This is a genomic window from Pedobacter sp. HMWF019 (assembly GCF_003061025.1).
GTDB lineage: Bacteria > Bacteroidota > Bacteroidia > Sphingobacteriales > Sphingobacteriaceae > Pedobacter.
The window spans coordinates 662-15,085 of sequence record NZ_QAIL01000142.1 but is presented as its reverse complement, the minus strand read 5'-3'; the positions used below and the strand labels follow the sequence as shown (position 1 = coordinate 15,085).

The 14,424-nt window shown below is 41.1% G+C and carries 14 protein-coding genes; 8 read left to right on the top strand and 6 right to left on the bottom strand.

Annotated elements, in window-relative coordinates:
• Positions 1-869 precede the first annotated feature (869 nt).
• From DBR11_RS09310 to DBR11_RS09295, 4 genes are read left to right on the top strand one after another with little or no spacing between them, the layout of a single operon-like run.
• Positions 870-1,106, top strand: coding sequence for a hypothetical protein (locus DBR11_RS09310; RefSeq protein WP_108551891.1), 237 nt, complete (start codon positions 870-872; stop codon positions 1,104-1,106).
• Positions 1,107-1,142: 36 nt separating this feature from the next.
• Positions 1,143-4,142 (top strand): SusC/RagA family TonB-linked outer membrane protein, encoded by a 3,000-nt coding sequence (locus DBR11_RS09305; protein ID WP_108551889.1) that lies wholly within the window; start codon positions 1,143-1,145, stop codon positions 4,140-4,142.
• 11 nt (positions 4,143-4,153) lie between these two features.
• Positions 4,154-5,512, top strand: a complete 1,359-nt coding sequence (locus DBR11_RS09300; RefSeq protein ID WP_158275251.1) for a RagB/SusD family nutrient uptake outer membrane protein — start codon at positions 4,154-4,156, stop codon at positions 5,510-5,512.
• A gap of 11 nt (positions 5,513-5,523) precedes the next feature.
• The gene (locus tag DBR11_RS09295; RefSeq protein WP_108551885.1) at positions 5,524-6,849 is read left to right on the top strand and encodes a TlpA disulfide reductase family protein; all 1,326 of its coding nucleotides are present in this window, start codon (positions 5,524-5,526) and stop codon (positions 6,847-6,849) included.
• Positions 6,850-6,899: 50 nt separating this feature from the next.
• Here DBR11_RS09295 and DBR11_RS09290 read toward each other — a convergent pair whose 3' ends face one another.
• From DBR11_RS09290 to DBR11_RS09275, 4 genes are all read right to left on the bottom strand, one after another.
• The gene (locus DBR11_RS09290) at positions 6,900-7,157 is read right to left on the bottom strand and encodes a hypothetical protein (RefSeq protein ID WP_108551883.1); all 258 of its coding nucleotides are present in this window, start codon (positions 7,155-7,157) and stop codon (positions 6,900-6,902) included.
• Positions 7,158-7,191: 34 nt separating this feature from the next.
• Positions 7,192-7,677: a MauE/DoxX family redox-associated membrane protein gene (locus DBR11_RS09285; protein WP_146186498.1), complete on the bottom strand. Its 486-nt coding sequence runs from the start codon at positions 7,675-7,677 to the stop codon at positions 7,192-7,194.
• Between the two features lie 16 nt (positions 7,678-7,693).
• Positions 7,694-8,026: a hypothetical protein gene (locus DBR11_RS09280; RefSeq protein ID WP_108551879.1), complete on the bottom strand. Its 333-nt coding sequence runs from the start codon at positions 8,024-8,026 to the stop codon at positions 7,694-7,696.
• 119 nt (positions 8,027-8,145) lie between these two features.
• Positions 8,146-8,535, bottom strand: a complete 390-nt coding sequence (locus tag DBR11_RS09275) for a hypothetical protein (protein WP_108551877.1) — start codon at positions 8,533-8,535, stop codon at positions 8,146-8,148.
• Between the two features lie 211 nt (positions 8,536-8,746).
• Between DBR11_RS09275 and DBR11_RS09270 the strand changes: the two genes are divergently transcribed.
• On the top strand, positions 8,747-9,658 hold the full coding sequence (locus tag DBR11_RS09270; RefSeq protein ID WP_108551875.1) for a LytTR family transcriptional regulator DNA-binding domain-containing protein: 912 nt from the start codon (positions 8,747-8,749) through the stop codon (positions 9,656-9,658).
• 29 nt (positions 9,659-9,687) lie between these two features.
• On the opposite strand, the gene DBR11_RS09265 is transcribed toward DBR11_RS09270, so the two are convergent.
• Positions 9,688-9,870: a hypothetical protein gene (locus DBR11_RS09265; RefSeq protein ID WP_108551873.1), complete on the bottom strand. Its 183-nt coding sequence runs from the start codon at positions 9,868-9,870 to the stop codon at positions 9,688-9,690.
• Between the two features lie 427 nt (positions 9,871-10,297).
• On the opposite strand from DBR11_RS09265, the gene DBR11_RS09260 reads away from it, so the two are divergent.
• Both DBR11_RS09260 and DBR11_RS09255 read left to right on the top strand, forming a co-directional pair.
• Positions 10,298-10,939 carry a DUF6266 family protein gene (locus tag DBR11_RS09260; protein ID WP_146186497.1) on the top strand — a complete coding sequence of 214 codons (642 nt, stop codon included), beginning with the start codon at positions 10,298-10,300 and terminating at the stop codon, positions 10,937-10,939.
• Positions 10,936-11,586, top strand: coding sequence for a hypothetical protein (locus DBR11_RS09255; RefSeq protein WP_108551869.1), 651 nt, complete (start codon positions 10,936-10,938; stop codon positions 11,584-11,586). Before DBR11_RS09260 ends, DBR11_RS09255 begins: the two co-directional genes overlap by 4 nt.
• A gap of 127 nt (positions 11,587-11,713) precedes the next feature.
• Here DBR11_RS09255 and DBR11_RS09250 read toward each other — a convergent pair whose 3' ends face one another.
• Entirely contained in the window at positions 11,714-13,546 is a 1,833-nt protein-coding gene (locus DBR11_RS09250; protein WP_108551867.1) for a tetratricopeptide repeat-containing sensor histidine kinase, read from the bottom strand.
• Positions 13,547-13,758: 212 nt separating this feature from the next.
• Between DBR11_RS09250 and DBR11_RS09245 the strand changes: the two genes are divergently transcribed.
• Positions 13,759-14,424: SDR family oxidoreductase (locus tag DBR11_RS09245; RefSeq protein ID WP_108551893.1), on the top strand; the 666-nt coding region annotated here is incomplete at its 3' end.

Genomic DNA, 14,424 nt, shown 5'->3' with positions numbered 1-14,424 from the left:
CTTTTCAGGTCTATTAGGACTCTCAACGTTTCCAACGAATTTAGGCGCTAATCCCATATCTAGAGACAATTTTTCTTGACCAATTTTCCTTGCAATACGCATTTCTCGTACCTTATCAATCACAAATTGCTCAATTTCCGTTATAATTGCCATAGCCTAATTCAATTAAGCAATTAACGGATAAGTAAATTTTTATTTACCTGTATATATACAGGTTTTTTATATTTTAACTATATTTGAATAGTTACATCACTAGATAAGAAAGTCCCAATTAAGTGTCATTGTAAATTGAATATGGAATAAAGGATTTTTAATATATATATACTTCCAATGAGGTATTAATAATGAGTCTCGCTCAGCAAATTCTCACGGTTGAAAGAAGCAGGGACAATAGATTAATGCCTGTAACAACTATTTGTTGTACTTTTGAGTGCACTATAGGGTTACGGGCTCTATTGTAATCCCGTGCTGAAGGCCGTGAGAAGCCAGCTGAGGCGGTATTTAGAGCCCCCTATAGTGCACTCTAAATGATTAGACTCATTTTAACAACTAAAATGAGAGATGAATAACCAAATTTTTCACTCTTCTTGCCTTACCCGCGGTACTATCCGCAAGGCGTCAATTACCGTCTTAAAGCCACTCCACTCCAACCAAACTGCTCTCCTCCAAAATTTTGGAGACCTCTCCAGAATTGTCCTACTAATTGCAACTCAATTAACCAACACAATTCATATGACCAGTTACATCCTCATCATCTGTCCCCCAGATTAGCTTCATCACGAGCCAGTCATTCCTGCGCAAGGCAGGAACCTTCCAGCCCCGGAATTCAACTCATTATCAACAAAAATCCAAATGCTTACCCTCTTTTTATGGAGAAAACGAACAATTGTACATGCTTTAACCACCCACAAATCACTGGTTTCTTTACAGATTACGACCAGAATGACTGCGGTGCCTTACTATGGCAGCTCTTTAAACTCAGTACCGTAGCCAACCGCACGGAGATCCTAAGCGCAAATGAATGGTTTAACCTGCTCTCTTTCTACGAGAGCCTGGATGAACTGTTAAGGGCCATGTACATGAACTACACCAAGCAGCAATCCTAGAAAAAAGAGAAAGAAACCAACTAACCCACATATCACATGAAGAAAACGATCCAAACCATCGTACTGGCTGCGCTTTGCCTAAATTTTCCTGCCAGCGCCCAACAGAAAAACCCTCCACCATCCTCTAAACAGGGCCAGGTCAAAGGGAAAGTCATCTCCTTAAAAACGCGCGAGCCGCTAGAAGGCGCTGCCATCCAAAACATCAATACCGCGCTCACGCTCTTCACGGATAAACAGGGCGAATTCCCCTTAGACCTTCCAGCCGGTCGCTACAGGCTTGCTGTATTCCTGGAAAACTACCAAACCGAATACCTGGAAATCAGGATGCCCTTAAAAGAACCCCTCATCATCGAACTCGAGCCTAAAGACAACAATTTAAACGAGGTCCAAATTATCGGCTACGGAGAAACCACCAAAAGGCTCAACACAGGAAGCATCTCTACCATTACCGCCAAACAAATCGAAAACCAGCCGGTCACCAATGTACTCTCTGCACTGTCGGGCCAAATGCCCGGTGTGTTTGTACAAACCACTAACGGACTGCCTGGTGGCAACATCAATATCCAGATCAGGGGCAAAGGCTCCATTGCCGCCGGTACCAACCCTTTATACATTATAGATGGGGTGCCTTTTCCCGGATCTTCTTTAGTGAGCAATTCGCCTTTAGGGGGAGAAGGTATTGTTGGGGAAATCAGTCCCTTAAATTCCATCAATCCCAGTGATATTGAAAGCATCAACGTGCTTAAAGATGCGGATGCTACGGCCATCTATGGCAGCAGGGGCGCAAACGGGGTTGTACTGATCACCACTAAAAAAGCTAAGGTGGGCAGTGTTCAAACCGATGTCAATATTGCTCAGGGCTTCTCCCAGGTGGCCAGTATGCCAAAACTCCTGGGGCTGGATGATTACCTGAATATCCGGCGTGAGGCTTTTAAAAATGATGGTTTGATACCCTCTTCCGATCCTACATCTTACAGCTATGCACCTGATTTAACCCTTTGGGATAACAAAACGTCTACCAATTGGGCAAAATATGTGATGGGACATACCGCCAGAACTACTGCGATCAACGCTACGGTGTCTGGAGGAACGATGGAAAACCGCTTTTCTATAGGAGTAAATTACAGGAACGAAACTTCTGTACTGATGGGAGACAACGATTACAAGAGGGGCGGTACGCGCTTAAGCCTTGATCACCACTCTGCAGATGAGCGGTTCAGTATACAGTCTTCATTGTCCTATACCAAAGAAGAAAACAAGGGGGTAAACCCCAGGGAAGCTTTTTCCAGTTTTGTGCTGTTGCCTCCAAATTTTCCATTGCGCGATTTAAATGGCAATCTAAACTGGGCATTGGGTTATAATCCGCTGGCGGCAATTCAGAATACCAGCAAGACTAAAATAGACAACGTCCTCTCCAATACCACTATAGGTTATGAACTCCTTCAGGGGCTGCATATAAAGGCAAATATTGGTTTGAATACGCTTGGAATGACCCAGGTGATGGTTAACCCCAAATCAGCAAGAAACCCAAATGCCTCACCGATAAGCTATACTTATTTTGGCAATACCGCCAACCGGAGCATCATTGTGGAGCCTCAGCTGGACTATACGCTCAAAATCAAAAAATCTGCTATCGGCATTCTGATAGGTGGAACCTGGCAGAATTCAACAAAGGAGAACCATTTGATTACTGCTACAAACTTTAATAGCGAAAGCATGCTGGAGGACATGAGTTCTGCAGGACAGTTAAATGCCAACTACACTGACCTGGTGTATAAATACGTTTCGGTATTTAGCAGAATTACCTATAATGCCGATGATAAGTATCTCCTTAACCTCAGTGCCAGAAGAGATGGTTCCTCTCGTTTCGGAGCAAACAACCAATTCGGGAACTTTGGCGCCATAGGTGCAGCCTGGGTATTTAGCAATGAAAAATGGGCCGCGGAACATCTCTCGTTTATAAACTATGCAAAGCTGCGGGCAAGTTATGGAATTACGGGTAACGACCAGATTACAGACGACCAGTTCCTCTCTACGTACCGCTCTTCGGGTTTAATCTATCAGGGAAACGCGGGCTTAATGCCTGCACGTATTGCCAATGAAGATTTTAAATGGGAAAGCAATAAAAAACTGGAGGTGGGATTGGAAGCCAGCCTGTTCAAAGAGAGGCTCAGGTTTACTATCAATCATTTTGAAAACATCAGCGGCAACCAGCTGGTCAATTACACATTGCCCCTGATGACTGGCTTTGACAGTTATCAGGCCAACCTTCCGGCAAAGGTTAAAAACTCCGGATGGGAGTTTGAACTGAACACAAACAATATCAGGAAGGAGCGTTTTGTTTGGACTACAAATTTCAACATCACCCTGCTGAAAAACAGGCTCCTCAGCTTTCCGGATTTAGCCACTTCCAGCTATTCCAATTTTCTAACTGTTGGCGAGAGTACCCTTAGGGCGACAGGCTTTAAATACCTGGGTGCCGATCCAAATTCTGGGGCTCCTTTGTATGGTTTAAAAACCGGGGGGAGTAGTTCGTATCCTGATTTTGAGAATTATTATACCACCATTGGAGATAAAAACCCTGCCTATTATGGCGGGCTGGGCAATAGTTTTAGCTATAAGGGTTTTGGGCTGGATGTGTTTGCCCAATTTGCCAAACAGTTCCTGTTTGGAAGCCTAACCTCACCGGGAACCCTAACGAATAATTTCGCTCTGGCAGCCGGGCGCTGGCAAAAGGAGGGAGATGTAACAAATATTCCTAAAGCTTCTACATTCCGTGATTTCTATTATGGCCTTTCCTCGGCCAACTTTTTTAAAGCAAGCTATCTCAGGCTTAAAAATATTCAGTTGAGTTACCGGCTGCCGGAAAGCTGGTTAAAAAGGAATAAACTGAACCGCCTCAGGATCAATCTGCAGGTACAGAACCTAATGACTTTTTGGAATAGAAATGCCGCTTTGTACGATCCTGAAAGTGGTGCAGATGCCAATATTCCACCTTTAAAATCCTTTGTGCTGGGCATTCAGCTTGGTCTTTAAACTATATGTATATGAAACGATATATCTTTCTTTTATTCATTGGCCTTTTGGCCCTGAGTTGTAAAAAACTGATCGAAACTGGCGATCCAAAGAACCAGCTCACTACAGATAAGGTATTTGCAGATAGCACATCTGCTACCGCTGCCCTGGGTAATCTCTATGCACAGTTTGAGCGAGGTTTTGAACCTAATTTTACCCCCTATATTGGCTTGTACACGGATGAGCTCAATGTAACCTCTACAGGAACAAATGAAAGTGAATTTTTGCAAAGTAGGTTGTCTGTAACCAATTCAACTAACTTAGGGCTATGGCAGGTTTTATACGCTGTTATCTATGGTTGCAATGACTTATTAGAGAAGACAAAGAGTTCACCAGAATTTCCGGCTTCAAAAGTTACGCAGTTAACCAGTGAGGCCAGGTTTCTAAGGGCCTATGCGTATTTCTATCTGGTTAACTTGTACGGGCGTGTTCCATTATTGCTAAGTACCAATGCAAAAAGCAACCGGCAGGCTGCGCAAAATGATCAGGCCGAGGTATACAAGCAGATCATTACAGACTTACGGGCTGCAAAACAAGGGTTAACAGAGGTGTATCAGGGTTCAGGTAAAACCAGGGCAAATAAATGGGCCGCAGGGGCCATGCTTGCCCGGGTATATCTGAACCAGAAAAACTGGGCAGCTGCAGAGGAGGAAGCCAGTCAGGTTATTAGCTCTGGATTGTATCTCCCTCTTGATCCGGTAGCGGATGTATTCAAATCAGGTAGCAAAGAGAGTATCCTTCAGTTTTGGACGCAGCAGGGATTTATAAGCTCATCAGCTAACCTGTTACCAGCCTCAGATACTTCTTTGCCTGCTTATCCCATTACAGACGCACTATATACCTCTTTTGAAGCAGCCGATGTACGTAAATCGAACTGGACTGGAACCAGTATAGTTACCACAGCGGGTGTTCCAGAAACCTATCATTATTCTGCTAAATACAAAAACAAAGAAGCTAGTTCCGGCAGTCCGGAATATCTCATGGCACTTAGGTTATCAGAGCAGTATCTGATCCGGGCAGAAGCCCGTTCCTGGCTTGGCCGATTGCCGGAAGCTCAGGAAGACCTTAATGTCGTAAGGCACCGTGCGGGGCTTCTGAATACTACCGCAGAGAATCAGCAGGAATTATTAGAGGCTATAGCTCAGGAAAGAAGGGTGGAGTTATTTGGCGAATGGGGCGGACGCTTCATCGATCTTAAAAGAACAGGAACCATCAATGCCGTATTAGGGAGTTACAAAAATGCCTGGAAGCCAACAGCAGCATGGTTTCCAATCCCTCAAAGTGAAATCAATTACAACAACAAGCTTATTCAAAACTTAGGATACAATTAAACAAAAACATCATGAATTTAAAGAAAACAACCAACATCATTTTACTATTACTGACTATCCTTTTTTCTATGGGCACCTATGCGCAGGATCAAAAGATTAAAGCTTTGAAAATTGGCGACAAGGTTCCGGATTTTCTAATCGAAAACATTAAAAATAGCGAGTTTAAAACCAGAAGGGCTTCTGATCTGTACGGCGGCGGCTTATTGATCATCAATTTCTGGGAAACCTATTGTGTACCCTGCGTAAGAGAGATGCCTGTTTTAAACAAACTTGCAGCAAAATTTAAGGGGAAATACAATATGTTGTGTGTATCCAGCCAGGATGACCACACAGTTGATGCATTTATCAAAAGAAACACTCATGATCAGCTCATGTTTACAGCAATGGATACGATATTGTATAAATATTTTCCCCATAAGGTGGTGCCTCATAATGTATGGATTGATAAGAATGGTGTAGTTGTAGCCATTACAGACGATTACGAAGTCAACGAGAAAAATGTTGAGCTTGCGCTCAAAGAGAAAGTGGAATTAAGCGTAAAGGATGAGGATTTAACTTTCGACTGGCAAAAGCCATTAAAAACTGCCGATTCAAATTTCATTTACCGATCTGTAATCACTCCCTTTAAGAATATTGGAAATGGGGGTACGCTGGCCTTAAATCCTTTAAGTCAAACCTCGAGATTTATGGCCTGGAACGCTTTGAAAACAGATTTGATCTGGTCTGCTTATATGAAGACCTCCCGTCCAAGCGAATATAAGCTTATTGATATTTTCACTAAAGATTCTGCTTCTTTCTTTTTTCCTGCTAAGGAGGGACAGATGAGGGAGTATGGGGTTGAAAAATATAAAAAATGGGAGCGTGCAAATAGCTACTGTTATGAATTGTTTTTCAATAGAAAGGTAGACCCCGATCAGTTCTATGATATTATGGCGAAGGAGTTATGCCTGTTTTTTAATGTAAAAGTTGAAATGACTAAGAAACCAACTGAATGCTGGGTGCTTACCAAATTGAATAAAAAAATACTGCAGTCAAGAACAAAAGGAACGGAAAAGCAGGGTTACGGATTTAACGATTCTAAGTTCATAGCCAAAAACCAGCCATTAGATGAAGTAGTTAAAATACTTTATAGTTTTTTTTCCAAGCAACCGCCGTTTGTGAATGAGACAGGCATAAAATTCAATATTGATATGGAAAAAGATTTTAAAGAAGCATTGGAATCTGGTAAAGGGATAACCATAGAGGTTATGCGCGCCTATTTGAATTCTATAGGATTGGAACTGAAAAAGAAAATGCATGCCTATCCTCATTTAACGATTTATGATCTGAATCAGTAAAATGAATAAGCTATTCCCGATTTGGGCCGGGAATAGTTTATTTGCAAAACCTAGTTGTATCTAAGTACCGGACCAGAGATCGCGGAGGCACAAAGTTGGTTTGAACCTGTACAACCAGTGATCAATTGTGCCTGTGCAACTGTTTTGTTGGTGAGTGTACCCGTGATATTGCCAGCTCTGTCAAATCGGATCCAGTCATAACTTACTTGTTTTGCATTTGAAGCAGCATTTGCTGTTTTGGTTACAAATGCGCCTGAAACACCAGCAACTAATGCCAGTGCCAGAAAGGTGGTTTTAAGACTTTTCATCTTGTTTTAGATTTAAAATTAATTACTCTGTTATTTATAGTCTATTCTCGCTTCGCGACGCGTTGAATATTCTTTGGAAGGGGTGCAGAGGGGTGGGCCTGTGCTTATCGGGCCTCAGGGCTAAAAAGCTGAGCAGAATGAACATGGCATTAAATGCTAAATGTCCTTTCCAGCTCAGCTTTGCCATTAATCCTCCGCAGGTACAAGGCAAATGAAACCCTGAAAAAAGCATCCAAAGAATGTAAAGCTCAAACACACTTAATAAGGCTATCGATAAGATCAGTCCCAGTTTTCTAGACTTTTTAAAAAAGAGAAAACAAACGATCAGCAATTCTGTAATGGGTAAAAACCAGGCGAGTAGGGGAGCTAGTTTATCCATCATTGGAAAGGGAGAGAGTTTCATTTGGAAAATGAACATTTCCTGTTCCAATAGCTTGCTCATAGCGGTGTAAGAGAATAATAGCATTAGCAATCCCAAGGCTATATCTACAATCAGTGGATGCAATTTCAAGGTTTTCATATCGTTTCTGGATAAGTTATTCTTTACTGATGACGCCTTCCCCATAAGCCACCTCAGCATCTGAAGTAAAATTCTGGGCATTTAGGTAGGCTATGATGTCAATGTATTCACTGGAATCAAAACTTACTTTACAAGGGGTACTTCCCGGAGTGCCGCAACTTGATCCTGGACTGGTTTGTAAAGCCCAATTACTCGGGTTTTTCGCTCCGGTTGAGGTGCTTAAATTATACGTATAGTATAATCTGGTTGCTTTGTTTTTGTTAACGCTTTTGGCGTCAAAGTTTAAGGTAGTTACGGCTGCCGCCGCAACTGCCAGGGCAATTAAGCCCGATTTGATTTTTGCGTTCATAACATTTTGTTTTAGAGGTGTACGTATGATATCTGGGCTACGCGTCGCGGCAGATATTTGGTTATATAGAATTGCAGGTTTTTACCAGCATTCGCCCTCTGGTATTTTACCCGCCTGTTCTAGCTTGGGTATTGAATATGTATGGTTAAACTTCCTTCGCCATCTGCGTCGCCTTCATCATCTGATAATGCTTTTAAGGTATTGCTGCTAGTCATTACCTTTCCTTTTCCTTTTTCTGCATGGCTGGTATAATCAGGCTTGTCCAATTTAATCCTCAAGCGGTGTGAAACTGCAAAACTGGTTTGTGCCGCAATGAAGGAGAGTACCCTTGGGTCTACTTCGCTAAGAAAGATGATTTGACTTGGTTGTAGTTCAAAGTGTGCAATGAGCCAGCCTATAAAATCCATTTTAATTTCATCGGCCTGAAGGTTCAGTTCTGCATCCGACTGGATATAAAGTTCAGCTTGAATGGCTGTAAATCCTGAGTTTGTGAGCGGTTGTTTTTCCATGTTTATTGTTTTTCATTTAAATCTGGGAGTGGACCTTCCACCACCTTGATGTGAACGAAGTTAGAGATCAAAATTTTGCTTTGAAGAAGAATGGAGGTGGTTTGTGGGTGAACAATGACTTTTTGTGGGCGAACAATGAAAAAGAGGTCAGATATATTTATTTGAAAATTAAATCTACTTTGTTATCTTTATGTGATAAATTATTTCACCTATGATAAGTCGCTCTCTCTTCAAACAAATTACGGAAAAGGAATGGATTCCTTTCTTAGTACCAATCTCTGTTTCTTTTTTAGTTTCTCTGGTGGCCGCACATTTAATAGTAATCCACGAGGAAGAAGAAAATTTTATTGAACTTTTTGCTGTACCTGCATATTATCCGGCGCTGGGTTGGAGTACCATTATGGCCTGGTTAGTTATTGGAGTTGCCTGTTGGATGAATGCTTATCCGATTATTAAATTTAAAAACGTAAAAAACCTCAATTTACGGGTGGTTTACCGCTTTGGTATAGGAACGCTATGCCTGTTGCTGCTATGTATAGCCATGGCTTTGGTTTATTTTTCTTGTTATAAGAAGCCTATTGGTGATACAAATTATTTTTCTAGATTATTTGTGATCATTGCTTGTATGGTACTTTGTTTAAATGGCTTTTTTACGGCATATTTCTTCAAAAAAACAAATCCGGAGTGGTTTGTTGTTGAAAAGGGGGGTGAGGTAAAAAGGAGAAGAGGCTGGCTGAGGAGAGCAGTTGCTTTGGCGAAAAGAAAAAGGAGCTCATCTCTTCCTCCTCCTGTTAAACCTGATATGGTGTTGTTTTACTACCATGAAAGATTCAATTTTGCTGTTTCTGAGGATGGTTCTGAGGAGGTTTGGCCATATACAAATAAAAGAACCTTTGAACTTCTTCCTCATCAGGACTATTTTTTTATCAGTCGTACTTTTATTGTAAAGCGAAGCAATATTGAAGAGGTTACTCAAGCCAGTTCTCACCGTAGAAAACTGAAATTAAAGGTTCCTGCAGGTAAATCTGTTGTTGTAAGCCAAGGGAGAACTCCATTATTTATACTATGGTGGGCGGGTGAATTGCGACCAGATCAGTACCATCTTATGGATGATTTTGATTAGCTTTTTTTCTTTTGTACGATCTTTCATCACTATAAAAGCTTGATCTTATCTTCATCAATATCTAAATAAGCAGCGAGTTCCTGCTTGGTAATCAATTGATGTTTTTCTTTTTTGAGAATAGCCCTGAGGTTTTGCAGAGTTTTTTGGGCGTAGCGTAAACTCTTGCCTGTACAGTTTACGATGTCTTGTGGGTAAACACATACTCTTTCCATGATGTTGGAGTTAGTACCGCAACAAAGTGGGTGGCGAATAGCGTACCGGGCGCTTTGGGTACGGGACCTACCTGGCAGTAGGTGAAAAAATAGAGAATTAACGCAAAATATGTATAAATACGCATAAAGCGCTTATTCCGCCAATTGCGCCATGCTCCATTTTTGCCTGGTTTACATTTGGGTATGATCTCCAAATTGATTTTATTCTTCAAGGCTTATTTTCCCTATTTGATGGCTGTTTTCCGGCCTAGAACAGGTAGCTAACAGCTAGGTATTGGATAGGGCTTAGATTCGTGTTGTGTTCGATGAAAGAGCCATTTATCCCCAAGGGATTGGCCGTATAGGCTTATTGCTCCAGCAATCTGGCTACAGCAACGCTATAAAGGCTATTTTTTTAAAAAATCTATTACTCATAAATAAGAATATCATGGCAAAAATATCTAAAGGTATCTTGGGTGCTTTTTCTGGAAAAGTGGGCCCGGTGGTTGGCTCCAATTGGAGAAGTATTGCATATATAAAGGCTTCGCCCAGAAAGGCAAATAAAAAATCGAAACGATCGGCAGCACAAATTGCCAATCAACAGAAATTTCGTTTTGTAAGTGAGTGGCTGGTGCCCTTTCATCCTTATGTTTCTATAGGATTTTTAAATCTGTCTAATGTGAAATCGGAGATCAATCTGGCTTTCTCTGAGAATTTTCACCGGGCTGTTGTAGGGGAGTATCCTAATCTGGATGTAGATTACAGTAAGGTTGTTTTGAGTCAGGGGCAACTGGGTGGATTGATTTGCCCCGAAATGGAATTAATAGAAAGTGATACGCTTTATATCAGTTGGTCAACGCATATGAACCAGCGGGTAGATTTTGATGACCAGGTGATGCTGGTTGTTTATTGCCCTGAACTAGGTATTGCAGATGGCTTTGTTGGTGGTGCAAAACGTGCAGACAAAGAGTGCATGTTTAAATTCAATCAGAAAATGATTGGTAAGGCGCTGGAGGTATACGTGAGTGTAACCAGTTTTAACCGTAAGAAAATAGCCAATAGTATTTATTTAGGGAGGATAGAATCATGAATACAGAAATGAATATTTTGCGGACCTTGATCTTGCAGCAAATGGATCCGGCTTATTTCAATTTAGATGAGCAGCACGTGCTGTATTGGATAGCGGAGTTGCCTGTAATTAAAGAGCAGATTATTAGGTCTATGCAGGAGGAGATGTTGGGTATTACTTCAAGTAGTTTAGTGGAGCGGCATTTGAAGCAGATCCAGTATGATTGCGGTTTTTTAACTGATGCTTTGTTTAAGTATCAGAAGGTACCGGTTTCTTGTATGGAATTATACGCTGCTGCCGGGGATTGCCTGGAGCAATTGCTGGAGCATATTGAAGTGCGGTACGCGGGTTTCTTTAACTGGGCAAAAGAGGCAGCAGCCTCTTTGCCTAAAGTAGAAAGTAATCCCAGGATCAGAGTACTATTTTCCGTGGATGCACTGGCTTATTTCTTTAAGTTATTGAATAAGGCAGGAGGTTTGGATGCTGGTCCTGTTACACAATTGATTTTGGCGATTTCTAAGAACTTTATTACTCCGGGAATAGGAGATGGGTTTATCTCACCTAATAGTTTAACTACAAAGTATAAGCAGGTGGTGCAGAGCACGGCTATGCGGGTCAGAGTGTTATTGGTTAGGATGTTGAAATTGTTGGACGAGGAGTTTAATTAGGGGCTGGGGGGGAAATAGGTTTTCTGATCGCGCTGAATCTTACAGATTCTGAGGCTTGATCATGAAAACCTATTTTTCTGAGTGCAGACCGGATAGGGTGTTGATTCTTCATATGTGACCTTTGGTATTAGTTGATTACGATAGGAATGGTTATGATGATCTCAGTGCCTTTGATGTTAGAATTTATCTCAATTTCACCATTTAGATATTGAACTCGGCGGCGAATGGACTGCAAGCCCATGGTTGAATTTCCATTTCTGGATTTCTTTTCATCTAGGCCTATTCCATCATCATTGATTGTTAATAATAAGTTCTCATCTTCTTCATAAATAAGAATACTCACATTTTTAGCTTTGGCATGTTTGATAATGTTGGTGATGGCCTCTTGAATGATGCGGAGTAATGCTATTCGTGTGTCCATGTCAACACCTGATAATGCGCTATTGTCTATGTGAATATTTTTGTTGTATCTGTTATTAGGAAGAGAACTATCTGTCAGTAATATAATTTGCTTCTCAAACGATTGTTCTAGTTGCTCATCAGCAGCACTGAACCATTCATGGCTTTTGTTTCGCGCTGCTTTGTAAGCATTTTCCGTTTCCTTTTGGAGCACATCCAATTTTCTTTTCAGGTCAATATCACTGGTATCTATCATTAGTGTTTCTAATTGATATCTGATGGCGGCAATGGATGATGAAAGGCCATCATGAAGGTCTTGTCCAAGTCGTTGTTGCTCTTCCTTTACCGCTTGGTGTTTTGCCTCTTCCATGGCCATGATTTGCACAGTGGCCATGTCGTTGAGTGCTTCTATCTGAGCTTTCGCTTTTCTGTCGCGACGGAGCATCATTAGATAGATGGTCAGTACAATCATCGCTGAGGAAAATGAAATGATCAGCAACCATAGGGCTCGTTGTGCGTTTTTTTCGCTTAATAACTTATTTTGGTCCTGTACAGCATTGTATGCCACATAGTCATTGATAAACTTTTTTGATTTTTCCCATTCTGCTGTAATCGACTTATCCAGCTCAAAATAAACTTTAATGATTTCGTCTTTATCCCCTAGTTGTTCCGCTACTTCTAATGCATTATGTAAAATGTATATTTCCAGGGAGCTGTCTCCATTTTTTTGTGCCGCCTCATAAGCCTGATAAAGATATTCAAGCGCTTTTTTAGGATTGTTATTATTGTTCTCATAAAGTTCTGTCAGCAGGAAGAAAGAGTTGATCAGCATATCTGTGTTGCCAATACGCTTTGCTTCAAGTAACGACTGTTTTGCGAGTGTTAAAGCTTCTTGTAACCTACCTTTTGAAATTAACAAACGTCCTTGCCATAGTCGGTTGTAAGTCAGCATGGTTTCATCTTTATAGCGGCTTGCAATTTCATTGGATTTGTTCATGTAGTAATGAATACTATCCTGCGGAAGAGCCGGATTCCGGAGACAATAGTGCGCATATACCTTGGACATAATACTATCTTTTTTTAGCTTTTGCCCGATTTGGATAGTCTTTTGCAAAAGTGAAATGATCTTTGCTCTATCGGAAACGCCCTTGTTCATAACAGCGACCATATCCAGGTATACCAAGATAATTTTTTCGGTATCATTAATTTGCTGATACTGAGATAATATCTTTCCGAACAGGTCCAATGATTCCGCATATAAGCCTCTTTTATAAAACGCGAAGGCAATTGAATGGTCGGCCTCTGTTTGGCCCTTCTGGTAATGTATATTAGCAGCCATGCCTTTAGCCTTGATCCCATAATAAAAACAGCTGTCTGCATTTCTGGTTCGGTAAAGTGCACCCAGTCTGTTTAAACTGTTAATAAGGGTAACATTGTCTTTGATTGAAGATAATCCTCGTAATTCCTGCTCGATTTGCCGGATTTGGCCTTGTGCAGTGTTGTTACAAGCATACATCAATAAGATCAGGATGAAATATCGTTTTGGTAATAGATAAAGCATAACTAATTAGATCAGGCAAAATACTGCAAAATTTTCAATTCTCGAGTAGCAAACAGTACTTTTTTGGAGTGATTACTGGGTACAAAATATTGTAGTTCTTTTAGATTTAGTAGCATATTATTGCTGTATTATGCATACTGGTTGCTACATCGTAATGCTGTGTGTAAATTGATCTCATTACACATCTATATATGCATTAAAAATGATAAGTTATGGCAAGAAATGATTTAAAAGGGAAAGTAGTTTTAATCGCTGGCGGCGGTAAAAACCTTGGTGGATTATTAAGCAGAGATTTTGCAGCAAAAGGTGCAAAACTTGCAATTCACTACAATAGTGAAAGTGCAAAGGCAGAAAGTGAAAAAACGTTAGCAGAGGTGCAGGGATTGGGGGCTGAGGCATTCTTGTTTCAAGCCGACCTCACAAAGGTAGAAAATGTAACCAGATTTTTTGATGAGGCTATTGCTAGATTCGGTGGTATTGATGTAGCTATTAACACCGTAGGCATGGTATTAAAAAAGCCGTTTATAGACACTACTGAGGCAGAATATGATACCATGTTTGGCATCAACTCCAAATCGGCTTATTTCTTTTTACAGGAGGCTGGAAAAAAGATAAATGACAATGGTAAGATCTGTACGATCGTTACCTCGTTACTGGCTGCTTATACGGGTTTATATTCTACGTATGCGGGTGCCAAAGCACCTGTTGAACATTTTACAAGGGCGGCTTCAAAAGAATTTGGCGGCAGGGGTATCTCGGTTACTGCAGTTGCACCCGGACCGATGGACACACCGTTTTTCTATGGGCAGGAGAGTTCTGATGCGGTAGATTATCACAAGTCTGCGTCTGCACTAGGTGGATTGACTGATATTAAAGAT

Excerpts from the sequence above, each read along its gene's own strand:
- DBR11_RS09310 (WP_108551891.1), top strand. The coding sequence starts at position 870 with ATGGAGAAAACGAACAATTGTACATGCTTTAACCACCCACAAATCACT.
- DBR11_RS09305 (WP_108551889.1), top strand. The coding sequence starts at position 1,143 with ATGAAGAAAACGATCCAAACCATCGTACTGGCTGCGCTTTGCCTAAAT.
- DBR11_RS09300 (WP_158275251.1), top strand. The coding sequence starts at position 4,154 with ATGAAACGATATATCTTTCTTTTATTCATTGGCCTTTTGGCCCTGAGT.
- DBR11_RS09295 (WP_108551885.1), top strand. The coding sequence starts at position 5,524 with ATGAATTTAAAGAAAACAACCAACATCATTTTACTATTACTGACTATC.
- DBR11_RS09290 (WP_108551883.1), bottom strand. The coding sequence starts at position 7,157 with ATGAAAAGTCTTAAAACCACCTTTCTGGCACTGGCATTAGTTGCTGGT.
- DBR11_RS09285 (WP_146186498.1), bottom strand. The coding sequence starts at position 7,677 with ATGAAAACCTTGAAATTGCATCCACTGATTGTAGATATAGCCTTGGGA.
- DBR11_RS09280 (WP_108551879.1), bottom strand. The coding sequence starts at position 8,026 with ATGAACGCAAAAATCAAATCGGGCTTAATTGCCCTGGCAGTTGCGGCG.
- DBR11_RS09275 (WP_108551877.1), bottom strand. The coding sequence starts at position 8,535 with ATGGAAAAACAACCGCTCACAAACTCAGGATTTACAGCCATTCAAGCT.
- DBR11_RS09270 (WP_108551875.1), top strand. The coding sequence starts at position 8,747 with ATGATAAGTCGCTCTCTCTTCAAACAAATTACGGAAAAGGAATGGATT.
- DBR11_RS09265 (WP_108551873.1), bottom strand. The coding sequence starts at position 9,870 with ATGGAAAGAGTATGTGTTTACCCACAAGACATCGTAAACTGTACAGGC.
- DBR11_RS09260 (WP_146186497.1), top strand. The coding sequence starts at position 10,298 with ATGGCAAAAATATCTAAAGGTATCTTGGGTGCTTTTTCTGGAAAAGTG.
- DBR11_RS09255 (WP_108551869.1), top strand. The coding sequence starts at position 10,936 with ATGAATACAGAAATGAATATTTTGCGGACCTTGATCTTGCAGCAAATG.
- DBR11_RS09250 (WP_108551867.1), bottom strand. The coding sequence starts at position 13,546 with ATGCTTTATCTATTACCAAAACGATATTTCATCCTGATCTTATTGATG.